The sequence below is a fragment of the Streptomyces sp. NPDC001515 genome, from assembly GCF_053597115.1.
Map to the genome: position 1 here is coordinate 567,314 of NZ_JBSFHN010000001.1, position 23,522 is coordinate 590,835.

Annotated in this window: 20 protein-coding genes; 10 read left to right on the forward strand and 10 right to left on the reverse strand. The window is 69.3% G+C overall.

The features are described 5' to 3' along the window. Window positions 1–64: 64 nt before the first annotated feature. A complete protein-coding gene (locus ACWCXC_RS02590; RefSeq protein WP_450683800.1) occupies window positions 65–1,507 on the reverse strand; it encodes a CCA tRNA nucleotidyltransferase in 1,443 nt (480 codons plus the stop codon). 180 nt (window positions 1,508–1,687) lie between these two features. On the opposite strand from ACWCXC_RS02590, the gene ACWCXC_RS02595 reads away from it, so the two are divergent. The 7 genes from ACWCXC_RS02595 to trxA all read left to right on the forward strand — a co-directional run bounded on the left by ACWCXC_RS02595 (window position 1,688) and on the right by trxA (window position 11,277). Further along, on the forward strand, window positions 1,688–3,985 hold the full coding sequence (locus ACWCXC_RS02595; RefSeq protein WP_450683801.1) for a DUF6049 family protein: 2,298 nt from the start codon (window positions 1,688–1,690) through the stop codon (window positions 3,983–3,985). 49 nt (window positions 3,986–4,034) lie between these two features. Next, entirely contained in the window at window positions 4,035–6,230 is a 2,196-nt protein-coding gene (murJ, locus tag ACWCXC_RS02600; RefSeq protein WP_450886149.1) for a murein biosynthesis integral membrane protein MurJ, read from the forward strand. A 128-nt stretch (window positions 6,231–6,358) separates the two neighbouring features. Next, entirely contained in the window at window positions 6,359–8,047 is a 1,689-nt protein-coding gene (locus tag ACWCXC_RS02605) for a serine/threonine protein kinase (RefSeq protein WP_450886151.1), read from the forward strand. Window positions 8,048–8,072: 25 nt separating this feature from the next. Beyond that, window positions 8,073–8,837, forward strand: coding sequence for an RNA polymerase sigma factor SigM (sigM, locus tag ACWCXC_RS02610; protein ID WP_450683804.1), 765 nt, complete (start codon window positions 8,073–8,075; stop codon window positions 8,835–8,837). Further along, on the forward strand, window positions 8,834–9,811 hold the full coding sequence (locus tag ACWCXC_RS02615) for an anti-sigma factor family protein (protein ID WP_450886153.1): 978 nt from the start codon (window positions 8,834–8,836) through the stop codon (window positions 9,809–9,811). The genes sigM and ACWCXC_RS02615 overlap by 4 nt, the downstream gene beginning before the upstream one ends. Before the next feature lie 133 nt (window positions 9,812–9,944). Beyond that, window positions 9,945–10,907: a thioredoxin-disulfide reductase gene (gene trxB, locus ACWCXC_RS02620; protein WP_450683806.1), complete on the forward strand. Its 963-nt coding sequence runs from the start codon at window positions 9,945–9,947 to the stop codon at window positions 10,905–10,907. Window positions 10,908–10,947: 40 nt separating this feature from the next. Further along, window positions 10,948–11,277: a thioredoxin gene (gene trxA / locus ACWCXC_RS02625; protein WP_383631406.1), complete on the forward strand. Its 330-nt coding sequence runs from the start codon at window positions 10,948–10,950 to the stop codon at window positions 11,275–11,277. A gap of 104 nt (window positions 11,278–11,381) precedes the next feature. Here trxA and ACWCXC_RS02630 read toward each other — a convergent pair whose 3' ends face one another. From ACWCXC_RS02630 to rpmH, 9 genes are all read right to left on the reverse strand, one after another. Next, window positions 11,382–11,999, reverse strand: coding sequence for a GNAT family N-acetyltransferase (locus ACWCXC_RS02630; RefSeq protein ID WP_450683807.1), 618 nt, complete (start codon window positions 11,997–11,999; stop codon window positions 11,382–11,384). A 205-nt stretch (window positions 12,000–12,204) separates the two neighbouring features. Next, complete coding sequence (locus ACWCXC_RS02635) at window positions 12,205–13,305, reverse strand: ParB/RepB/Spo0J family partition protein (protein ID WP_450683808.1); 1,101 nt, start codon at window positions 13,303–13,305, stop codon at window positions 12,205–12,207. Continuing rightward, window positions 13,302–14,378: a ParA family protein gene (locus ACWCXC_RS02640; protein ID WP_450683843.1), complete on the reverse strand. Its 1,077-nt coding sequence runs from the start codon at window positions 14,376–14,378 to the stop codon at window positions 13,302–13,304. Before ACWCXC_RS02640 ends, ACWCXC_RS02635 begins: the two co-directional genes overlap by 4 nt. A gap of 292 nt (window positions 14,379–14,670) precedes the next feature. After that, window positions 14,671–15,387, reverse strand: coding sequence for a 16S rRNA (guanine(527)-N(7))-methyltransferase RsmG (gene rsmG / locus ACWCXC_RS02645; protein ID WP_450683809.1), 717 nt, complete (start codon window positions 15,385–15,387; stop codon window positions 14,671–14,673). 107 nt (window positions 15,388–15,494) lie between these two features. Then, window positions 15,495–16,004 carry a Jag family protein gene (locus ACWCXC_RS02650; RefSeq protein WP_383631393.1) on the reverse strand — a complete coding sequence of 170 codons (510 nt, stop codon included), beginning with the start codon at window positions 16,002–16,004 and terminating at the stop codon, window positions 15,495–15,497. Between the two features lie 14 nt (window positions 16,005–16,018). Further along, window positions 16,019–17,302, reverse strand: a complete 1,284-nt coding sequence (yidC, locus tag ACWCXC_RS02655) for a membrane protein insertase YidC (protein ID WP_450683810.1) — start codon at window positions 17,300–17,302, stop codon at window positions 16,019–16,021. A 3-nt stretch (window positions 17,303–17,305) separates the two neighbouring features. After that, on the reverse strand, window positions 17,306–17,665 hold the full coding sequence (gene yidD / locus ACWCXC_RS02660; protein WP_450683811.1) for a membrane protein insertion efficiency factor YidD: 360 nt from the start codon (window positions 17,663–17,665) through the stop codon (window positions 17,306–17,308). Next, on the reverse strand, window positions 17,662–18,030 hold the full coding sequence (gene rnpA, locus ACWCXC_RS02665; protein WP_450683812.1) for a ribonuclease P protein component: 369 nt from the start codon (window positions 18,028–18,030) through the stop codon (window positions 17,662–17,664). Before rnpA ends, yidD begins: the two co-directional genes overlap by 4 nt. Before the next feature lie 21 nt (window positions 18,031–18,051). Beyond that, complete coding sequence (gene rpmH, locus ACWCXC_RS02670) at window positions 18,052–18,189, reverse strand: 50S ribosomal protein L34 (RefSeq protein ID WP_006348049.1); 138 nt, start codon at window positions 18,187–18,189, stop codon at window positions 18,052–18,054. 380 nt (window positions 18,190–18,569) lie between these two features. Between rpmH and dnaA the strand changes: the two genes are divergently transcribed. From dnaA to gnd, 3 genes are all read left to right on the forward strand, one after another. Next, entirely contained in the window at window positions 18,570–20,369 is a 1,800-nt protein-coding gene (gene dnaA / locus ACWCXC_RS02675) for a chromosomal replication initiator protein DnaA (protein ID WP_450886158.1), read from the forward strand. Window positions 20,370–21,307: 938 nt separating this feature from the next. Continuing rightward, window positions 21,308–22,438, forward strand: a complete 1,131-nt coding sequence (gene dnaN / locus ACWCXC_RS02680; protein ID WP_383631378.1) for a DNA polymerase III subunit beta — start codon at window positions 21,308–21,310, stop codon at window positions 22,436–22,438. Between the two features lie 145 nt (window positions 22,439–22,583). Further along, complete coding sequence (gnd, locus tag ACWCXC_RS02685) at window positions 22,584–23,462, forward strand: phosphogluconate dehydrogenase (NAD(+)-dependent, decarboxylating) (protein ID WP_383631375.1); 879 nt, start codon at window positions 22,584–22,586, stop codon at window positions 23,460–23,462. Window positions 23,463–23,522 lie beyond the last annotated feature (60 nt).

Here is a 23,522-nt window from a genome sequence, read left to right on the forward strand (position 1 = left end):
TGTTTCACGTGAAACACCGCCCTCAGCCGGTCCTGCGGGGTCATGTTTCACGTGAAACATGACCTCAGTTCTGTGCTTCCCACCACTTCCGGAGTTCGGCCACCGCCTGGTCGTGCTCCATCGGACCGTTCTCCAGACGCAGTTCGAGCAGGAACGCGTAGGCCTTGCCGATGACCGGTCCCGGGCCGATGTCCAGGATCCGCATGATCTCGTTGCCGTCCAGGTCGGGCCGGATCGCGTCCAGCTCCTCCTGCTCCTGGAGCTGCGCGATGCGCTCCTCCAGGCCGTCGTAGGTCCGTGACAGGGCGTTGGCCTTGCGCTTGTTCCGCGTGGTGCAGTCCGAACGGGTCAGCTTGTGCAGCCGGCTCAGCAGCGGGCCCGCGTCGCGCACATAGCGGCGGACCGCCGAGTCGGTCCACTCGCCGTCTCCGTAGCCGTGGAAGCGCAGATGCAGCTCCACGAGCTTCGAGACGTCCTTCACCATGTCGTTGGAGTACTTGAGCGCGGTCATCCGCTTCTTGGTCATCTTGGCCCCCACCACCTCGTGGTGGTGGAAGGAGACCCGTCCGTCCTTCTCGAAGCGCCGGGTCCGCGGCTTGCCGATGTCGTGGAGCAGGGCGGCGAGCCGCAGAACCAGGTCCGGGCCGTCCTCCTCCAGGTCGATCGCCTGCTCCAGCACGGTCAGCGAGTGCTCGTAGACGTCCTTGTGGCGGTGATGCTCGTCACGCTCCAGCCGGAGCGCCGGAAGCTCGGGGAGCACATGCCCGGCCAGCCCGGTGTCGACGAGGAGCGCCAGCCCCTTGCGCGGGTGTGCGGAGAGCAGGAGCTTGTTGAGCTCCTCCCGGACCCGCTCGGCCGAGACGATCTCGATCCGGCCCGACATCTCCGTCATCGCCGCCACGACATCGGGAGCGACCTCGAAGTCGAGCTGCGCGGCGAAACGCGCCGCGCGCAGCATGCGCAGCGGGTCGTCGGAGAAGGACTCCTCGGCCGTGCCCGGAGTGCGCAGGATCCGCTGGGCCAGGTCCTCCAGGCCGCCGTGCGGATCGATGAACTCCTTCTGCGGAAGGGCGACGGCCATGGCGTTCACCGTGAAGTCACGGCGGACGAGGTCCTCCTCGATGGAGTCGCCGTAGGAGACCTCGGGCTTCCGCGAGGTCCTGTCGTACGCCTCGGACCGGTAGGTCGTGATCTCGATCTGGTAGCCGTCCTTCTGGGCCCCCACCGTGCCGAACGCGATCCCCACCTCCCAGACCGAGTCCGCCCAGGGCCGCACGATCCTCAGCACGTCCTCGGGACGGGCGTCGGTCGTGAAGTCCAGGTCGTTGCCCAGCCTGCCGAGGAGCGCGTCCCGGACCGAGCCGCCGACCAGGGCCAGCCCGAATCCGGCGTCCTGGAATCGGCGGGCGAGATCGTCGGCGACCGGGGACACCCGCAGCAGTTCGCTGACTGCGCGGAGCTGCACCTCGGTCAGGGCGCTGGAGTTGTCTGCATTGGCGTTCGACACAACTGAAAAGGGTACGTGCCCGGACCGGCCCGGACGTCCTGGTTTCCGCCCGCCCTGCCAGACTCTTCCGATCATGTGGCCCACTCCCCGGCACTCGGCCCCGGCGCACCTCGTTACCATGCGGGGACGCAGCGACGGACGACGATCGACAGCACGGACGATGACGAGGGACGGGTACGCGTGGCCGAGGCGGCAGACATCCAGGGGATGAACCCCGCTCCTGCGCGCCGGTGGCTGCGGCGCACGGCCGCCGCACTCGCGGGAGCCCCGCTGGTCGCCGCCCTGCTGACCGGAGTGGCCGCCCCGCAGGCGCAGGCCGGCGGAACGAGCAAGGCCCCCACCGGGTCGAGCACCGTCTCGGTGTCGCTGGACACCCTGACCCCCAGCGCCCCTGTGAAGGGGGACACCCTCATGGTCTCCGGCACGGTGACCAACAAGGGCAAGGAGACCATCACCGACGCCCAGATCGATCTGCGTGTCGGACCGAAGCTCTACAACCGGGCCGCGATCGACGCGGCGGGCGACCGCACGGGCTATCTGCCGGGCACCGATCCCTATCCGATCGACGACAAGTACAGCGCGACGATCGACAAGCTGCCCCGGGGCGGCTCCAAGGAATTCTCCCTGTCGGTCCCCGTCAGCAAGCTGAATCTCGGCGACGCCGGTGTCTACCAGCTGGGTGTCTCCCTGACCGGGCAGACCGCCCGCGTCCCGTACGGCCAGGTGCTCGGCATCGAGCGGACCTTCCTGCCCTGGCAGAGCGAGGACCGCGACACCAAGCCCGGTCTGAGCTTCCTGTGGCCCCTGATCGCCTCGGCGCACCTCACCGCGGAGACCGGCTCCGACGAACAGCAGACGCCCGTCTTCGCCGATGACGACCTCGCCGCCGAGATCGCGCCGGGTGGCCGCCTCGAACGCATGGTGTCGCTGGGCAGCCAGCTGCCCGTGACCTGGGTGGTCGACCCGGACCTGCTCGCCAGCGTCGACGCGATGACCAAGACCTACCGCGTGAAGTCCGGCGACACCACGGTCGCCGGCACCAACCAGGCGGTGGCCAAGAAGTGGCTCACCGCGCTGGAGGCGGCGGTGACCGAGGGCAAAGTGGTCGCACTGCCCTTCGGCGATCCCGACCTCGCCTCGATCGCACATCGCGGCAAGAATGTCTCGGGCACGCTCAGCCACCTCCAGACGGCCAGCGAGGTCGCGGGGGTGACCGTGGAGACCATCCTCCATGTGAAGCCGTCGACCGACTTCGCGTGGCCGGTCGACGGCGCGATCGACCCCTCGATCGTCGATGTCGCCACCTCCGCCGGCGCGCACAACGTGATCGCCCGCAGCGACAGCCTCCAGGAGGACGACAGCCTGTCGTACACGCCGACGGCCGCCCGGCCGATCGGCGGCGGCACCACAGCCGTGGTCTCCGACGCCCGCCTCTCGACGGCCTTCCAGAGCGACATGGGAGACGCGGGCAACGCCACGCTCGCCGTGCAGCGCTTCCTCGCCGTCTCCCTCTCGCTGGCCGAGCAGGACACGGAGAAGGACCGCAGCCTCGTCGTCGCCCCCCAGCGCATGCCGACGATCCCCCAGGCCCAGGCCATGGCCCGCGCGCTCCAGGCGCTCGACGACGACCGCTGGACGCACTCCGTCACGCTGCCCCAGGCCGCGGCGACGAAGCCCGACGCGGGCGCCACCACGGCGATCCCCCGGTCCTCCCAGTACCCGAAGCGGCTGCGCAGCCAGGAGCTGCCCACCCAGGCCTTCCAGGACATCAAGTCCACCCAGACCTCCCTGGACAACTTCCAGGTGATCCTCACCCAGCCGGAGCGGGTCGTGACCCCCTTCGGCAACGCGATCAACCGGTCCATGTCCACCTCGTGGCGCGGCAAGGCCCTGGAGGCCCAGCTCTACCGGGACTCGGTCCGCACCTACCTCCAGGGCCTGGTCAACGAGGTCCAGCTCATCACGAAGTCGGACGTCACCCTGTCCGGCCGCAGCGCGACCATCCCGGTGACCGTGCAGAACCGGCTCCTCCAGGACGTCGACCATCTGGTGCTCCGACTGAAGTCGGAGAACGCGACGCGCCTGGAGCTGAACAACGGCGGCGCGGTCGCCGAGCAGCCGATCCGGGTCGGAGCCGGCCACAGCCAGTCCGTGAAGTTCGACGCCGCGGCCAACATCAACGGCCAGGTGCAGATGACGGCCCAGCTCTACACGGAGGACGGCAAGCCGTACGGCGAGGAGATGGCCTTCACCGTGAAGGTGTCCGAGCTCACGCCGACCGTGCTGCTCGTGATCGCCGGCGGCCTCCTCCTGCTGGTCCTCGCGGGCATCCGCATGTACGCACATCGCAAGCGCGCCAACGCCGACGGCACGACGGGCGACGACGGCGGTGAACCCGAGCAGCCGAGTGACCCGACACCGGACACCGGTCCCGAAAGCGCCGAGCCGTCGGGCACGGGTGAGAAAGTGGACCGTTGAGCGATGTCTGTCGTGGCCGGTCGGCCCGGGACGATGAGGTGGGGTTTCGATGAACGCGCCGTACGACGGTGACCGCGGTCAGGGTGCCGGCGGAGCCGGGCCCTACGGCGGGCCACCGGTGCCTCCGGGCCCGGAGCAGTACCCCCCGCCCTCGGACCCGTACGCCCAGGACCCGTACGCCCCGGCCCCCGACCCGTATCTGCAGTCGGCGTACGACTACGACCCCTACCGGTCCCAGGACCTCTCCGCCCAGGATCCGGTGGGCGAGGCCCTGTACGACCGGGCCGCGCACCCGCCACCGCCCCCGGGCACCTATCAGCAGCCGCAGCCGCTCTACCAGCAGCCGCCGCCCGCCCAGTACCCGCCAGACCCCCGGATCTGGGCACAGACCCCGCCCCCCGAACCGGACGGCCCCTCCCGCCATCTGCCGTACGGCGACGATGCCGCGACCACCCAGTTCGTCGGGGTGGACGACCTCGTCACCCAGGCGTCGGCCAGCCGCGACGAGCCGGACGCGTTCGCCCACCTCTTCCGGGACCAGGAGGGCCCCTCGGGGTCACCGGCCGCCCCCCGCCCCGAGCCGGCTCCCGCCCCGGCGCCGCCGAAGTCCGGCGGAGGCCGGGCCTCGGGGCTGCTGAAGTCCAGCGCCGTGATGGCGGCGGGCACCCTCGTCTCCCGGCTCACGGGCTTCGTCCGCAGCCTGGTGATCACCGCCGCGCTCGGCGCCGCCGTGCTCGGTGACAGCTTCACCATCGCCTACACGCTGCCGACGATGATCTACATCCTCACCGTGGGCGGCGGACTCAACTCGGTCTTCGTCCCCCAGCTCGTCCGCTCGATGAAGGACGACGAGGACGGCGGCGAGGCTTACGCCAACCGGCTGCTGACCCTGGTGATGGTGGCCCTCGGGCTGATCGTCGCCATCGCCGTCTTCGCGGCGCCCTTCCTCATCCGGCTGATGTCGTCGACGATCTCCGGAGATCCCGCGGCCAACAACGTGGCCACGACCTTCGCCCGGTACTGCCTGCCCACCATCTTCTTCATGGGCGTGCACGTCGTCATGGGCCAGATCCTGAACGCCCGCGGCCGGTTCGGCGCGATGATGTGGACCCCGGTCCTGAACAACATCGTCATGATCTTCACTTTCGGGCTGTTCATCTGGGTCTACGGCACCTCGCACGAATCCCACATGGGCGTCCAGACGATCCCGCCGGAGGGCGTCCGCCTGCTGGGCGTCGGCACCCTGCTCGGCCTCGTCGTCCAGGCCCTGGCGATGATCCCGTATCTGCGCGAGGCCGGGTTCCGTTTCCGTCCCCGCTTCGACTGGCGGGGCCACGGCCTCGGCAAGACGGTCAAGCTCGCCAAGTGGACGGTGCTGTTCGTCTTCGCCAACCAGGCGGGCGTCCTCGTCGTCACCCAGCTCGCCACCTCCGCGGGCAAGGCATCCGGCACCAACGGGGCGGGCTTCCTCGCCTACTCCAACGCCCAGCTCATCTGGGGCATGCCGCAGGCCATCATCACCGTCTCGGTCATGGCCGCCCTGCTGCCGCGTATCTCCCGCGCCGCCCACGACAACGACCCCGGCGCGGTCCGCGACGACATCTCCCAGGGGCTGCGCAACTCCGCGGTCGCCATCGTTCCGGTCGCCTTCGCGTTCCTCGCCCTGGGCGTGCCGATGTGCACCCTGCTCTACGCCTCCAGCGGCCCCGAGGCCGCCCGCTCCATGGGCTTCATCCTGATGGCCTTCGGCCTCGGCCTCATCCCGTACTCCGTGCAGTACGTGGTGCTGCGCGGGTTCTACGCCTACGAGGACACCCGCACCCCCTTCTACAACACGGTCATCGTCGCCCTCGTCAACGCGGCCGCCTCGGCCGTCTGCTACGTCGTGCTGCCCGCCCGTTGGGCCGTCGTCGGCATGGCCGCCTCCTACGGCCTCGCCTACGCCGTCGGCGTAGGCATCGCCTGGCGCCGGCTGCGCAACCGCCTGGGCGGCGACTTGGACGGCGCCCATGTCGTCCGCACCTACGCCCGGCTCTGCCTGGCCGCCCTGCCGGCCACCGTCGTCGGCGGCGCCGTCGGCTTCGGCCTGCTCAAGGTGCTCGGGGACGGCGCCTTCGGTTCGCTCGTGGCGCTGATCCTCGGCGGGGCACTGCTCCTCGGAGTGTTCTTCGTCGCGGCGAAGCGGATGCGCATCGAGGAGATCAACGGCATGGTCGGCATGGTCAGGGGACGTCTCGGCCGCTGAGCGTCCCCGGTCCGCACAACCATCACCGGTCCCCGCGTGTCGTGCATGGTGCCGGAGTGTGGGCACAATTGGCGTGACTGTGCGGGGCTGGCTGGCATCGCCCAACGGATGGGGAGGCAGGAACGACGGTGGCGGAACGTAGCACGGCGGCCGTCGACGTGGACCACAGTGGTGACGAGCCGCTGGCCGCGAAGGCGGACGAGGCCACGAGCGACGGTACGGCGGAACCCCAGGACGGAAAGGGCACGGACCCGCAGGAGGCGGACGGCGGTCGGACCGGCTCCGATTCCTCCGTGCCGACCCCTGACCTGCACAGCGGTCACAAGCTTGCCGGGCGCTACCGGCTTGAGGAGTGCGTCACCCGTCTGGACGGATTCAGCAGCTGGCGCGCGGTCGACGAGAAACTGCGTCGCGCGGTCGGCGTCCACCTCCTGCCCGCCGACCATCCGCGGGCCCGCTCGGTGCTCGCGGCGGCCCGCTCGTCCGCACTGCTCGGCGATCCCCGCTTCGTCCAGGTCCTGGACGCGGTCGAGGAGAACGACCTCGTCTACGTCGTCCACGAATGGCTGCCCGACGCCGTCGAGCTGACCACGCTGCTCGCCTCGGGGCCCATGGAGGCCCACGACGCCTACCAGCTCGTCAGTCAGCTCGCCCAGGCCATGGCGGCCGCCCACCGCGAGGGTCTGGCCCATCTGCGGCTCACCCCCGGCGCGGTGCTCCGCTCCTCCTCCGGCCAGTACCGCATCCGCGGCCTCGCGGTGAACGCCGCTCTGCGCGGCATCACCTCGGACGGCCCCCAGCGGGCCGACACCGAGGCCATCGGCGCCCTGCTGTACGCGGCGCTGACCCAGCGCTGGCCGTACGAGAGCGACGCCTACGGCCTCACCGGCCTCCCCAAGGGCATGGGCCTGCTCGCGCCCGACCAGGTCCGGGCCGGCGTTCACCGGGGTCTCTCCGAGATCGCCATGCGGGCCCTCGCCAACGACGGTGCGACGGCCTCGCGCCAGGAACAGCCGTGCACCACCCCCGACGAGCTCGCCAAGGCCGTCGCCGCCATGCCGCGCATCCGCCCGCCCGAGCCCACCTTCGCCGCCCCGCCGGAGTACCAGCGGACCACGTACCAGCAGGGGACCTACGGCCGTCCGGCGGCGCCGGGCGCCGTACAGACGCAACCCGTCCTCGTGCCGCCCGCCCCGCTGCAGAGCCGCACCGGGAAGGCGCTCAAGTGGGCCGTCTCGGCCCTGCTCATCGCCGCCCTGGGTCTCGGAAGCTGGCAGCTGGCCGAGACGCTCCTGGACCGCGACAACGGCTCCGGCGACCCCGGCACCACGCAGACGAACCCGCAGAACGGCGACCCCAAGCCCGTCGCGGAGAGCAAGCCGGTCCCGATCGTCGGCGCCCAGGACTACGACCCGCTCGGCGACGGGTCCGAAAAGCCCAAGGACATCGGTCACCTCTACGACGGCGACCCCACGTCCTACTGGAACACCGACGGCTATTACAGCGCCCAGTTCGGCAACCTCAAGGAAGGCGTCGGCGTCGTCCTCGACCTCGGTTCCGTCCAGCGGGTCGGCGCGGTCGACGTGACCTTCCTCGGCGGCACGACCTCGGTCGAACTGCGCACCACGACGGACGCCACCGTGCCGAGCATGCCCGGGGCGTTCACCAAGGTCGCCGAAGGATCCGGAACGCAGGTCTCCCTCAAGCCCGGAAAACCCGTCCAGGCGCGGTACCTTCTGGTCTGGCTCACCAAACTGCCACCAAGCGACACCGGCAACTTCCGAGGCAAGATCTCGGACATCAAGGTCACCAGCTGACAGCATCAGGGGAGGGGGCTCACCGTTGGACGACACCAGATTCGCCGACACGAGCGATCAGGACCTCCTGACCCAGCACGTGGCCGGTGAACCGGATGCCTTCGGTGAGCTCGTCCGCCGCCATCGCGACCGGCTGTGGGCCGTGGCCCTGCGGACGCTGGGCGACCGCGAGGAGGCGGCGGACGCCGTCCAGGACGCCCTGGTCTCCGCGTTCCGCGCCGCCCACACCTTCCGCGGCCAGTCCGCCGTCACCACCTGGCTGCACCGCATCACCGTCAACGCCTGCCTCGACCGGGTCCGCAAAGCCTCCATCCGCAGGACGGCCCCGGTCGACGACCCCGAACGGCTCGACCAGCTGCTGGAGCCTCACGAGTCCGCCGAGGCACCCGCCGAGCGCCAGGACGTCCAACGCGAACTGATCGCGGCCCTGGCCACCCTCCCCGCCGAACAGCGCGCGGCGCTCGTCCTCGTCGACATGCAGGGCTATCCGGTGGCCGAGGCCGCCCGCATCCTCGATGTTCCGGTCGGCACCGTAAAGAGCCGCTGTGCTCGGGGCCGCGTCCGCCTCGTCCCACTCCTCACCCATCTCCGGTCCGGAGCCGATCCGGAGAAAACTGGAAGTACCGCAGAGGCGGGGAGCACCACACCGGGAGCCGCGGGGAACCGGACGACCCGACCATCCGTCCCACCGCCGGCGGGCCCCCGCGACAGCGGGCCGGACACCACGGAGACGAACGACACCGGTACGAGCAATCCAGCGGCAGCGAAGGGCGGAGGCGGGCGCGCATGACCTCGACGGCCGACACGACCCGGCACCCCGACGTCTCGGAGATCTCCGATCTCACCGAGGGACTTCTCCCCGCTTCCCGCACGGCCGATCTCCAACGCCATCTGGAAGGCTGCGAGCCCTGTGCCGAGGTACGGGCGTCCCTGGAGGAGATCCGCGGACTGCTCGGCTCGCTGCCCGCCCCCGAGCCGATGCCCTTGGACATAGCCGCTCGCATCGACGCCGCGCTCGCCGAGGAAGCCCGCTCCGGCCCCCCGGCGGCGGATTCCGACGACGAAGCCTTCCCTACAACCGATACCTCCCCGGCACCCTCGGCCGACGATGTTTCACGTGAAACCGAAGACGCCCCGTCGGCGCCCGAGCCCCTGGCCCGTCCCTCCGGCTATCCGCGCGCCGCGACGGGTCCGGGACGCCGCCCCGCGCGACGCAGGCGTCGGACAGTCGTGCTCGGCGCGGCCCTCGGCGCCGCCGTGGTCGGCGTGAGCGCCTTTCTGCTGCAGAACATTCAGCTCTCCTCGAACGGCGCGGACAGCGCCGCCCTGGACCAAGGAGCCAAGGCGTCGACGGCCGAGACGCACGCCTTCTCCCGAACCACTCTGGAGAGCCAGGTCCGCGACCTCCTCGACGCCGGGCCGGGAGAGAGCGCCCGGGAGAACGCCGGAGCCAACCAAGCGCCCTCGATGGGCGTGCAATCCTCACCGGAGAATCCTTCGTCCTCGTCGGACGGCCCGCAGAATCCGCTGCGCGCCGCCAAGGTGACCCTCCCGGCCTGTGTGGAGCAGGGCATCGGGCGGAACACCGGAGCCCTCGCGATGCAGCGCGGCACCTACGAGGGCACCGACGCCTTCCTCGTCATCCTTCCCCACCCCACGGATTCCTCAGAGGTCCAGGCGTATGTCGTCGACGCGTCCTGCGTCGGTGCCGAGCCCCCGAGCAAGGGGAAGATCCTGCTCACGGACACCTACACCCGGCCCTGAGAAGCGCGCCGGATCCTGCCCCGGCACGTCGGGAATGCATCCCCCGTAGGATCCGTTGGGTGGGGTGAGAGTCGTTGAACCGGCCCCAGTAGGCGTGGACAGTAGGCAGTCTGCAGAGACGAGGAAGAAACCCGTGAGCGACGTGCGTAATGTGATCATCATCGGCTCCGGCCCGGCGGGCTACACGGCCGCCCTGTACACCGCGCGCGCCTCGCTGAAGCCGCTGGTTTTCGAGGGCGCGGTCACTGCTGGTGGCGCCCTGATGAACACCACCGACGTGGAGAACTTCCCCGGCTTCCAGGACGGCATCATGGGCCCCGAGCTCATGGACAACATGCGCGCCCAGGCCGAGCGCTTCGGTGCCGAGCTCATCCCGGACGACGTGGTCGCCGTCGACCTCACCGGCGACATCAAGACCGTCACCGACACCGCCGGCACCGTCCACCGCGCGAAGGCCGTCATCGTCACGACCGGCTCGCAGCACCGCAAGCTCGGACTGCCCAACGAGGACGCCCTCTCCGGACGTGGCGTCTCCTGGTGCGCGACCTGTGACGGGTTCTTCTTCAAGGACCAGGACATCGCCGTGGTCGGCGGTGGCGACACCGCGATGGAAGAGGCCACGTTCCTCTCCCGCTTCGCCAAGTCGGTCACCATCGTCCACCGCCGTGACACCCTGCGTGCCTCCAAGGCCATGCAGGAGCGCGCCTTCGCCGACCCGAAGATCACGTTCGCCTGGGACAGCGAGGTCGCCGGGGTCCACGGCGAGCAGAAGCTCTCCGGCCTGACCCTGCGCAACACCAAGACCGGCGAGACCTCCGAGCTCCCCGTGACCGGCCTCTTCATCGCCGTCGGCCACGACCCGCGCACGGAACTTTTCAAGGGCCAGCTCGACCTCGATGAGGAGGGCTACCTCAAGGTGGAGGCCCCCTCGACGCGCACCAACCTCACGGGTGTCTTCGGCGCCGGCGATGTCGTCGACCACACCTACCGACAGGCCATCACGGCCGCCGGCACCGGCTGCTCCGCCGCCCTCGACGCCGAGCGCTTCCTCGCCGCGCTCTCCGACGACGAGAAGGCCGCCGCAGCCACCGTCTGATTCCCGCCCACCCCACACCCGCGAAGTTAAGGAGGCTGCCGTGGCCGGCACCCTGACGAACGTTACCGACGACAATTTCGACGAGGTCGTCCTCAAGAGCGACAAGCCCGTGCTCGTCGACTTCTGGGCCGCCTGGTGCGGTCCGTGCCGCCAGATCGCCCCCTCCCTGGAGGCCATCGCGGCGGAGCACGGCGAGATCGAGATCGTCAAGCTCAACATCGACGAGAACCCGGCCACCGCAGCCAAGTACGGCGTCATGTCGATCCCGACGCTGAACGTCTACCAGGGTGGCGAGGTGGCCAAGACGATCGTCGGCGCCAAGCCGAAGGCCGCGATCCTCCGCGACCTGGAGCCGTTCATCTCCGCCTGAACAGCTCCGCACCGTCGGATCCCGCGTCCTCGTACTGCGGCACCGATGTTTCACGTGAAACGGGCCCGCCCCCTCCCAGGGGCGGGCCCGTTCCGCATACCCGCTCACAACGGCCGCAGCGCCGGTTCCTTCTGTACTGCTCCGAGCAAGCGGTCGAGGGCCATCTCCACGTCTTCCTTCCACGAGAGCGTGGTGCGCAGCTCCAGCCTCAGCCGCGGGTGCACCGGGTGGGGACGCACGGTCTTGAACCCCACCGCCAGTAGATGATCGGCCGGCAGCACACACGCCGGCTCCTTCCAGCGGGCATCGCCGAATGCCTCGATCGCCTTGAATCCTCGGCGGAGCAGATCCTTGGCAACCGTCTGCACCATGACTCGCCCCAGCCCCTGCCCCTGGTAGCCCGGCAGAATCAGGGCCGTCATCAGTTGCACCGCGTCGGGGGAGACGGGGCTGGTCGGGAACGAGGTCGTCCGGGGTACATACGCGGGTGGGGCGTAGAGCACGAAGCCGACCGGAACATCGTCGACATAGACCACACGGCCGCAGGAGCCCCACTCCAGCAGCACGGCAGAGATCCAGGCTTCCTTCTCCAGCTCCGCTCTGCCGCCCTTGACCGCCGCCTCCCCTCGCACCGGGTCGAGCTCCCAGTACACACAGGATCGGCAGCGCCGGGGGAGATCGGGAAGGTTGTCCAGCGTGAGCGGTACGAGCCGACGCCCCATGGAGGCTGTTCCTCACTTCCCTCACCCACCACGGATCGGAAGCGATGTCCGGCGCGCCCCGTGCCCGGAGGTGGATCAACTGGATGTGCCCTACCAGAACGCATCGTATCCACCGGACGATCAAGCCGACACCGTAAGAAAGCAAAGGGCGGGCCGTCTTCCGTGGCCTACCGGAAGACAGCCCGCCCAGGGACCGCTCAGAACGTCAGCTCTCGTCGTCCTCGGCCTGCTCCTCGGACGTGGCGCGGTCGAGGACCCGGCCCTCTCCCGGAGCGAGGCTGCCGAGGATGCGCTCCAGATCCTCCATCGAGGCGAACTCGACGACGATCTTGCCCTTCTTCTGCCCCAGGTCGACCTTCACCCGGGTCTCGAAGCGATCGGACAGCCTGGACGCCAGCTCATTGAGCGCCGGCGACAGCCGGGCGCCCGCCCGGGGCCCCTTGGCCTTCGATGTGCTCGCGGGCTTGGAGCCCATGAGCGTCACGATCTCCTCCACCGCCCGCACCGAAAGACCCTCGGCCACGATGCGGTGCGCCAGCTTGTCCTGCTCTTCGGAGTCGTCCACCGACAGCAGCGCCCGAGCGTGTCCCGCCGAGAGCACACCGGCGGCGACCCTCCGCTGGACCGGCGGCGACAGCCGCAGCAGACGCAGGGTGTTCGACACCTGCGGCCGCGACCGGCCGATCCGGTCGGCCAGCTGGTCATGAGTGCACTTGAAGTCCTTCAGCAGCTGGTCGTATGCCGCCGCCTCCTCCAAGGGGTTCAGCTGAGCCCGGTGAAGGTTCTCCAGGAGCGCGTCCAGGAGAAGCTTCTCGTCGTCCGTGGCGCGGACGATCGCCGGAATCCTCTCCAGCTCCGCCTCACGGCAGGCCCTCCAGCGGCGCTCGCCCATGATGAGCTCAAAGCGTCCGGGCCCGGCCTGTCGCACCACGACGGGCTGGAGCAGTCCGACCTCCTTGATGGAGGTGACCAGCTCGGCCAGCGCGTCGTCGTCGAACACATCCCGCGGCTGGCGCGGGTTGGGCACGATCGCATCGACGGGAATCTCGGCGAAATAGGCCCCGGCCACTTCGGCCGGACCGCCGTTGCCCTCCGTCAGGGTCACCGGGCCGGCCGGCTCGGGCACCGTGGGTACCGCTCCCAGTGTGGCGACCTTCGCCGCCGCCACCCCACGGTCCGAAGTCAGGACCGAAGCCGCCCCCGGAGAGGTGGCCCCCATCCCGGCGGACGGTGCCTGCTTCTCCTGCGGAGCGGCGGGGATCAGGGCGCCGAGCCCCCGCCCCAAACCTCTACGACGCTCACTCACTGGATCCCCTCCGCATTGCTCTGCTGACTGTTCCGACTGCCCGTGCGGGCGTGCTGGGGCTCGTACTGGACCCCGACCCCGCGCAGCGCGATCTCCCGCGCCGCTTCAAGGTACGACAAGGACCCGCTCGAACCGGGGTCATAGGTCAGCACGGTCTGCCCGTAGCTCGGCGCCTCGGAGATACGCACCGAGCGAGGAATGCTCGTGCGCAGCACCTCCTTGCCGAAGTGGCTGCGCACCTCCTCCGCGACCTGCGAGGCCAGCCTCGTCCTGCCGTCGTACATGGTGAGCAGGATCGTCGACACATGGAGATCGGGGTTCAGATGGCCCCGCACCAGATCGACGTTCCGCAGCAGCTGGCCCAGCCCTTCCAGCGCGTAGTACTCGCACTGGATCGGGATCAGCACCTCGGCACCGGCCACCAGGGCATTGACCGTGAGCAGGCCGAGCGAGGGCGGGCAGTCGATCAGGATGTAGTCGAGCGGCTGCTCGTACGCCTGAATGGCCCGCTGCAGTCGGCTCTCCCGCGCCACCAGCGACACCAGCTCGATCTCCGCACCGGCGAGATCGATGGTGGCGGGGGCGCAGAAGAGACCTTCGACGTCCGGCACGGGCTGCACCACGTCGGAGAGCGGCTTGCTCTCCACCAGGACGTCATAGATCGAAGGTACTTCGGCGTGATGGTCGATCCCCAGAGCAGTGGAGGCGTTCCCCTGCGGGTCGAGGTCGACCACCAGAACGCGGGCCCCGTGGAGGGCCAGGGAGGCGGCCAGGTTGACCGTCGAGGTGGTCTTGCCCACCCCGCCCTTCTGGTTGGCCACCACCATGACCCGTGTCCGGTCAGGCCGGGGCAGCCCCTCGCCGGCACGGCCGAGGGCCTCCACCGCCAGCTGGGCCGCACGACCGATGGGTGTGTCATCCATCGGCGGCGGTGTTTCACGTGAAACACCGTCCCCCGCCGATTCGGTTCGGGGACCGGGGACCGGATCGGTCATCGGTCCCGCGATGTTGGCGTCGGACCGCAAGGATTCACTCTCCTCGACTTCAGGCTCGCAATGAGCAGAGCCTGCCATGGTTTCGGCGTCGTGAACCAGCGAGGCCCGCTCTTCTGTGGAGGAATCCTCTTCTGTGGACAACTCCGTAGCCCTAACGGGTCTGCGATGACGGGGAGCGGAGGCCGCACGACCGCGGCCGATGATTCCCTGCAGCAGTGAGCGACGTTTCACGTGAAACACGATGCCCCTGCAGCGTAACTACAGGGGCACGACACTCCGCGCGTGGCACATACGCCTCATCGACTCGCATAGCACCGGCAGGAGCGATAAACAGGGCGTAACGGTCGAATGCGTGGTGTTACCGCTTCGCTCAGCGGCGTCGCCTCGTCCGGCTGGTCCGCGCGGCCTTGGCGCGCTTTGCGGCGAACCTCACACCGCCAGGGCTCTCGCCGACCACCACACGCACCACCGTGGACATCGGATCGACGATGCCCTCGCCCACATGCAGCACCTCGGTCTCCACCACACCGAGCTTGCCGAGGGCCGCCCGCGCTCCGTTGATCTCCTCCTCGGCGGTGTCGCCCTTGAGCGCCAGCATCTCGCCGTACGACCGGAGCAGAGGAACGCCCCAGCCGGCCAGTCGGTCCAGCGGCGCCACCGCGCGCGCCGTCACCACATGCACGGGCTGGAGCGTCCCCAGCACCTCCTCGGCCCGGCCGCGGACGACCGTCACATGGTCCAGTCCCAGCAGCTCGACGGCCTCCTGGAGGAAGTTCGTCCGGCGCAGCAGCGGCTCCAGCAACGTGATCTTGAGATCCGGGCGGACCAGGGCCAGCGGAATGCCCGGGAGGCCGGCACCGGAACCCACATCGCAGACGGTGACGCCCTCGGGAACGACCTCGGAGAGCACCGCACAGTTCAGCAGGTGCCTCTCCCACAGACGCGGCACCTCGCGAGGACCGATCAGCCCTCGCTTGACCCCCGCGTCGGCCAGCAGTTCCGCGTACCGGACGGCCTCGGGAAAGCACGCACCGAACACCTCCCTGGCCGAGTCGGGCGCCTGGGGAAGCGCTACTTCCTCCGTCACGGGGACCGTCCTTCCATACGCACTACCGCGCCGTGGGTGGCTGACTATCAGGCTGACAAAGATCGGCCCCGTCTGCGAACAGACGGGGCCGACAGGAGAGGATCCGGTCAGGCCGGAAGGACGACGACGAAGCGCTGCGGCTCCTCGCCCTCCGATTCACTGCGCAGACCGGCCGCCGCGACCGCGTCGTGCACGACCTTGCGCTCGAACGGCGTCATGGGGTCCAGCTTCACCGGCTCGCCGGTGCTCTTGACCTCTTCCGCGGCCTTGGCACCCAGCTGAGCCAGCTCCGTACGCTTCTTGGCGCGGAAACCGGCGATGTCCAGCATCAGACGGCTGCGGTCACCGGTCTCCCGGTGCACGGCCAGCCGCGTCAGCTCCTGGAGCGCCTCCAGCACCTCACCGTCGCGGCCCACGAGCTTCTGCAGTTCACGTGCCGAATCACTGATGATCGAAACCGCTGCCCGGTCCGCCTCGACGTCCATGTCGATGTCGCCGTCCAGGTCGGCGATGTCGAGCAGGCCCTCGAGATAGTCCGCCGCGATCTCCCCTTCCTGCTCAAGACGGGTCAGGGTGTCGCTGCCCTCAGCGGCCGTGGAGGTGGTGCCTTCCGTCACGGATGGACTCCTTCTTACTTCTTGGACGGGTGCTTGGGCCGCTGCTGGCCCTTGCGCTGTCCGGACTTGGCTTGGCGTGAGGATCCGGACGAGGCCCGGCCCGCCGGCTTGGACGTCTCGTCCTTCGGCTCGCTCTTCTGCAGCGAGGTCTTGGACTCGGAACCAGAGGTCTTGGAGTCGGAACCACCGGACTCCGGGGTCTTCGCCCCGCCCTGGTGCGTACCGGTGGTCTGGCGCTGCGCCTTGGACTGCCGCTTGGGCTGCTGGCGCCGCTGCGCGGCCCCGCCCTCGGCCTCGGCGGCGGCGGTGTCGCTCTTCACGACGGTGCCGTCCTCCTGCGGAGCCAGACCGAGCTTGCCCAGGCCGACCACGAACTTCCGCTCGATGTCGTTGCGGTCCGGGCCCTTGGCGACGATCCGCTTGACGGTGTTGCGCCGGGTCCGGCCACGGACCTCGCCGTGCGCCGTGACACTCTTCAGCAGGCGGTTGAGGTACTGCTCCTGCGCCTTGCTGCCCGGGGTCGGGTTCTGGTTGATCACGTACATCTGCTGACCCATGGTCCAGACGTTGGTGGTCAGCCAGTAGACGAGGACACCGACGGGGAAGTTGATACCCATGACGGCGAAGATCACCGGGAAGATGTACATGAGCATCTTCTGCTGCTGCATGTACGGCGTCTTGACGGTCAGGTCGACGTTCTTCGTCATCAGCTGGCGCTGCGTGAAGAACTGCGAGGCCGACATCAGGACGATCATGACGGCGGTGACGACGCGGACATCCGTCAGCGAGGCGCCCAGGGCGTCGACCTTCTCCGCGCTGTCCATGAACTTGGCGGCCAGCGGCGCGCCGAAGATATGGGCCTGACGGGCGCTGTCGAGCAGCGGCTGGTCGATGACGCCGATGGTCTTGCCCGACGCGATCGCGGAGAGCACGTGGTACAGGGCGAAGAAGAACGGCGACTGGGCCAGGATGGGAAGGCACGAGGAGAGCGGGTTGGTGCCCGTCTCCTTGTACAGCTTCATCATCTCTTCGGACTGACGCTGCTTGTCGCTCTTGTAGCGCTCCTGGATCGCCTTCATCTTCGGCTGGAGCAGCTGCATGTTCCGCGTCGACTTGATCTGCTTGACGAACAGCGGGATCAGACAGATACGGATCAGCACCACGAGGGACACGATGGAAAGACCCCAGGCCCATCCCGTGTCAGGGCCGAAGATCGCCCCGTACAACTTGTGGAACTGGACGATGACCCAGGAAACGGGCCAGGTGATGAAGCTGAACAGACTGGCAATCGTGTCCACTAATCAGGCTCCTTGAGCATTGGGCGAAGTCTCTGCGGCCGGGCTCGGGAGGTCGGTGTCCGACGTCCCGGGAGGCACATCAGCGGCGGAGTCCCCGCCCTTGCCGCCGCGCACGGCACTGCGCAGCAGTTCGTGCCAACGCGGACGTTTGCGTGGTGGAACGTGATCCACGCCGCCGGGTGACCACGGATTGCACCGAAGGATGCGCCAGGCCGTCAGCGCCGTTCCCTTGATGGCTCCGTGCCGGTCGATCGCCGTATATCCGTAGTGAGAACACGACGGGTAGTAACGGCAGACGGGACCGAGAAGCGGGCTGATGGTCCACTGGTAGATCTTGATGAGAGCCAGCAGCGGGTACTTCATCGCACGCCTCCCAGCAGCCGCTGCAGAGCGGCGTCCAGGTCTCGGGCCAGCTGTTCATGGTCGGCGTCACCCGAACCGGGCAACGCACGTACGACAACCAGGCTACCGGGGGGCAGCAGGGCAAGCCGTTCGCGGACCAGATGGCGAAGCCTGCGCTTCACCGCCGTGCGGACGACCGCGCCACCCACGGCTTTGCTGACAACGAAACCCGCACGCGGCGGGGGAGCACTCTCCCCCGTCCCGTGCGGGTCGGTTGCACCGCTGCGTAGATGGACGACGAGGAGCGGGCGGCCCGCCCTGCGTCCTCGTCGTACCGCGGTCGCGAAGTCCTCGCGCCGCCTCAGCCGATTCTCGGTAGGCAGCACGTCATGACGACCTGTACGCGATCAGGCGGACAGGCTGGCGCGGCCCTTGCTGCGGCGGGACGCGAGGATCGCGCGGCCGGCACGGGTACGCATACGCAGCCGGAAGCCGTGGGTCTTCGCGCGACGACGGTTGTTCGGCTGGAAGGTGCGCTTGCTCACTCGGGGGCTCCAGAAAAGACTCGGGGTTGGCGGGACATCGCCTGGCTGTCACCGTGCGCCCACGAGAGACTCGCGTAAACGCCCTAGTGCACCGCTTCACAATCACAGATCGTGATCTTTGCCCATCGGAGGCAGGCGGCAGCAGCCATCGACAACTCGACCTGGTCACGGTACGCGCGGCTACGCCATCCGGTCAAACCGGCCGCAGGGCGCCCCCCATTGTGCACAGCCTGTGGACAACGACTTGAACCACGTGGGTCGCCCTGACTACCGTGGCTGAACCCCGGTTCTTTTTCTTCCCGCCTGCCGGTCCTCACCCATCCCGACCCATCCCGTCCCGAGAACCACACATTCGTGGGACCAGCGAGAGAGCGTGCCCTGTGGCTGACGTACCTGCCGATCTTGCCGCAGTGTGGCCACGCGTGCTGGAACAACTCCTCGGGGAGGGCCAGCAGGGCATCGAGCCGAAGGACAAGCAGTGGATCGAGCGCTGCCAGCCGCTGGCCCTGGTGGCCGACACGGCGCTGCTCGCCGTCCCCAACGAATGGGGCAAGCGCGTCCTGGAAGGCCGGCTCGCCCCGCTCATCAGCGAGACGCTGAGCCGTGAGTGCGGCCGGCCGATCCGCATCGCGATCACGGTCGACGACTCCGCGAACGAACCGCCGACGCCCCCCGCGCCGCCGATGCACCAGGCACCGCAGCCCCCGTCCCACCGCTACCAGGGCCCGCAGCACGACGAGGGCCGGCCCGGCGACGGCTACGAGGGATACGGCCACCGCCCCTCGGACGACGGCATGCCGACGGCCCGCCCCGCCTACCCGGACTACCAGCAGCAGCGTCCCGAGCCCGGCGCCTGGCCGCGCACCCAGGAGGACCTGTCCTGGCAGCAGCCCCGGCTCGGCGGCTTCCAGGACCGCGAGCCGGCCCCCGAGCAGTGGCGCGAGCCCTACGGCGGCCGCCCCCAGCAGCCGTCGCAGCACGACTACCGTCCGCAGCCGCCCGAGCGCCAGGGGTACGAGGCCCCGCGCCCCGAGCACCACGACCTGCCCGAGCCCCAGCACCGCACGGGCGCCGGCACCGGACGCCCCGGCGGCGGCACCGGCCCGATGGGCGCCCAGCCCGCCCCGGCCCCCGGCCCCGGCGAACCGCACGCCCGGCTCAACCCGAAGTACCTCTTCGACACCTTCGTGATCGGGGCGTCCAACCGCTTCGCGCACGCCGCCGCGGTCGCGGTGGCCGAGGCGCCCGCGAAGGCGTACAACCCCCTCTTCATCTACGGGGAGTCGGGGCTCGGCAAGACCCATCTGCTGCACGCCATCGGGCACTACGCGCGAAGCCTCTACCCGGGCACCCGGGTGCGGTACGTGAGCTCCGAGGAGTTCACCAACGAGTTCATCAACTCGATCCGCGACGGCAAGGGCGACACCTTCCGCAAGCGCTACCGCGACGTGGACATCCTGCTGGTCGACGACATCCAGTTCCTGGCGAGCAAGGAGTCGACGCAGGAGGAGTTCTTCCACACCTTCAATACGCTCCACAACGCCAACAAACAGATCGTGCTGTCCTCGGACCGTCCGCCCAAGCAGCTGGTGACACTGGAGGACCGGCTGCGGAATCGTTTCGAGTGGGGACTGACCACCGACGTCCAGCCGCCGGAGCTGGAGACGCGCATCGCGATCCTGCGCAAGAAGGCGGTGCAGGAGCAGCTCAACGCCCCGCCGGAGGTTCTGGAGTTCATCGCCTCCCGTATCTCCCGCAACATCCGGGAGCTGGAGGGCGCGCTGATCCGGGTGACGGCCTTCGCCAGCCTGAACCGGCAGCCGGTGGACCTCGGGCTGACCGAGATCGTGCTCAAGGACCTCATCCCCGGCGGCGAGGACACCGCGCCGGAGATCACGGCGACGGCCATCATGGCGGCGACCGCGGACTACTTCGGGCTGACGGTGGAGGACCTCTGCGGATCCTCGCGCAGCCGGGTGCTGGTGACGGCGCGCCAGATCGCCATGTACCTGTGCCGCGAGCTGACGGACCTCTCGCTGCCCAAGATCGGCGCCCAGTTCGGCGGCCGGGACCATACGACGGTGATGCACGCCGACCGCAAGATCCGCGCGCTGATGGCCGAGCGGCGCTCCATCTACAACCAGGTCACCGAGCTCACCAACCGCATCAAGAACGGCTGAGCCGCTCGCGGCCCGCTCGTACGCATCCGTCCGAAGGGCGCGTCCGGGACTCCGTCGGAGTCCCGGACGCGCCCTTTTCGCTGTGCGCGGGGCGCCGTGCGAGCCCTCCGGAGCCTCCCGGAGCCCTTTGGCACCGTCCTGTGCACGGCTCCGGGCCGCCCGCGCTGTTCGATTACCTGCTCCGAAGGGGCCGTTCTCCACAGATCTGGGGAGAATCTTCCCTCCACAGCCTGGGGATCGGAAAGTTGTCCATACTGCTTCCACAGGCACGGCACCCGATACTCCATCAGGCCAGCTCAGACGCCTGGGGATTTGTGGTCAACGATGATCCACAGCTTGTGGACAAGATTTTCCTCCACAGCCTGTGGGTAAAGTTGTCCACCGGCGGCCCACAGGGAGGCGGCCGTTTTCCCCAACGAGAGCGGGCTTCTCCACACCGCTGTCCACTGTTCGGCAACACGACACCGCCCGTCACCGCCCCGAGTGAAAGGCGTCACACCAAGAGGCTTGGTTGAGCTGTGGGGAAACGGGGTAAAGCTGGGGACAGGCCTGGGGAGAAACCCCCCTGTCCTGTGTACGGGGTGTGCACAACTTCCCGATGTCCACAGAGAGCCCTGGTTTTCCACTGCTGCCGCCCACAGGGCCGGTGGACAAAAAACAGCGCCTGACCTGCGCAAACGGGGTTATCCACGGTTTCCACAGGCCCTACTACTACTGCCAACTAGAGTTAGCCAGGAATCCGCTTCGAAGTGGGGCCTGTGCACAACTCGGCGCCGGAGCGCTCCGGACCTCTTGTCGCGACTTGACCCCGAGCAGCACCGAGTGTCGGTGCCGTACGTCAGACTGGTCCCCGGCGTCCTCCCCCGGTCTCGGCGGAGCGACCCGATCAGACGACGAAGGCCGGCAGGGCGAGCGAGCAACAGCAGGAGGCGGTTCCGGTGAAGATCCGGGTGGAGCGCGATGTACTCGCGGAGGCGGTGGCCTGGGTGGCCCGCAGCCTTCCGGCCCGTCCGCCGGCGCCCGTTCTCGCGGGCCTTCTGCTGAAGGCGGAGGACGGCGCCCTCAGCTTCTCCAGCTTCGACTACGAGGTCTCGGCCCGGGTCTCGGTGGACGCGGAAGTGGAGGAGGACGGCACGGTGCTCGTCTCCGGCCGCCTGCTCGCCGACATCTGCCGCGCGCTCCCCAACCGACCGGTGGAGATTTCCACAGACGGTGTACGGGCGACCGTGGTCTGCGGCTCCTCCCGCTTCACCCTCCACACCCTTCCTGTGGAGGAGTACCCCGCGCTGCCGCAGATGCCGACCGCGACCGGCACCGTGCCCGGTGAGGTCTTCGCCTCCGCCGCCGCGCAGGTCGCCATCGCCGCCGGCCGCGACGACACGCTGCCCGTCCTCACCGGTGTGCGCATCGAGATCGAGGGCGACACCGTCACCCTGGCCTCCACCGACCGCTACCGCTTCGCGGTCCGCGAGTTCCTCTGGAAGCCGGAGGACGCCGACGCCTCCGCCGTCGCCCTGGTCCCCGCCAAGACGCTCCTGGACACCGCCAAGGCCCTGACCAGCGGTGACACGGTGACCCTCGCCCTGTCGGGCTCCGGCGCCGGTGAGGGCCTGATCGGCTTCGAGGGCGCCGGCCGCCGGACCACCACCCGGCTGCTGGAGGGCGACCTGCCCAAGTACCGGACGCTGTTCCCCACCGAGTTCAACTCGGTCGCCGTCATCGAGACCGCCCCCTTCGTGGAGGCCGTGAAGCGTGTGGCCCTGGTGGCCGAGCGCAACACCCCGGTGCGGCTCAGCTTCGAGCAGGGCGTGCTCATCCTGGAGGCCGGCTCCAGCGACGACGCACAGGCTGTGGAGCGCGTCGACGCCGTCCTGGAGGGCGACGACATCTCGATCGCCTTCAACCCGACCTTCCTGCTCGACGGCCTGAGCGCCATCGACTCGCCCGTCGCCCAGCTCTCGTTCACGACCTCGACCAAGCCCGCGCTGCTCAGCGGCCGGCCGGCCGTGGACGCCGAGGCGGACGACGCGTACAAGTACCTGATCATGCCGGTCCGCCTCTCCGGCTGACCCGGCCCCGGTCCTGCCGCCGGCCGGTGAGCCGCGGCAGGGCCCGACGGGTGTGTTCAGCGCCGAGCACGCCCGGCGTCCTGTCCCCTGCCGGGCGTAGGCTCGGACGTGGGAACGCATCGGCACAACGCTTAAGGAATCTCTGATGGAGCTCGGTCTCGTCGGCCTCGGCAAGATGGGCGGCAACATGCGCGAGCGCATCCGCCGCGCAGGCCACACCGTCATCGGTTACGACCGCAACCCGGACCTCGCCGACGTCCACAGCCTCGAAGAGCTTGTGGGCAAGCTGAAGGGCCCCCGGGTCGTCTGGGTCATGGTTCCGGCCGGTGCCGCGACCCAGTCCACGATCGACGAGCTGGCCGAGCTCCTCTCGCCCGGCGACATCGTCGTCGACGGAGGGAACTCGCGCTGGACCGACGACGAGAAGCACGCCGTCGAGCTGGGCATCAAGGGCATCGGCTTCGTCGACTGCGGCGTCTCCGGCGGCGTCTGGGGCCTGGAGAACGGCTACGCGCTGATGTACGGCGGCGACGCCGAGCACGTCGCGAAGGTCCAGCCGGTCTTCGACGCCCTGAAGCCCGAGGGCGACTTCGGCTCCGTCCACGCGGGCAAGGTCGGCGCCGGCCACTTCGCGAAGATGGTCCACAACGGCATCGAGTACGCCATGATGCAGGCCTACGCCGAGGGCTGGGAGCTGCTGGAGAAGGTCGACTCCGTCACCGATGTGCGCGAGGTCTTCCGCTCCTGGCAGGAGGGCACGGTCATCCGCTCCTGGCTGCTCGACCTGGCGGTCAACGCGCTGGACGACGACGAGCACCTGGACAAGCTGCGGGGCTACGCCGCCGACTCCGGCGAGGGCCGCTGGACGGTCGAGGCCGCCATCGACAACGCGGTCCCGCTGCCCGCGATCACCGCCTCGCTCTTCGCGCGCTTCGCCTCGCGCCAGGACGACTCCCCGCAGATGAAGATGATCGCCGCGCTGCGCAACCAGTTCGGCGGCCACGCGGTGGAGAACAAGAAGTAACGCCCCCGGGGCGGGCCGCACGGGCCCGCCCCGCGGAGCAGGAAGCCGGAAGGGTCGGCG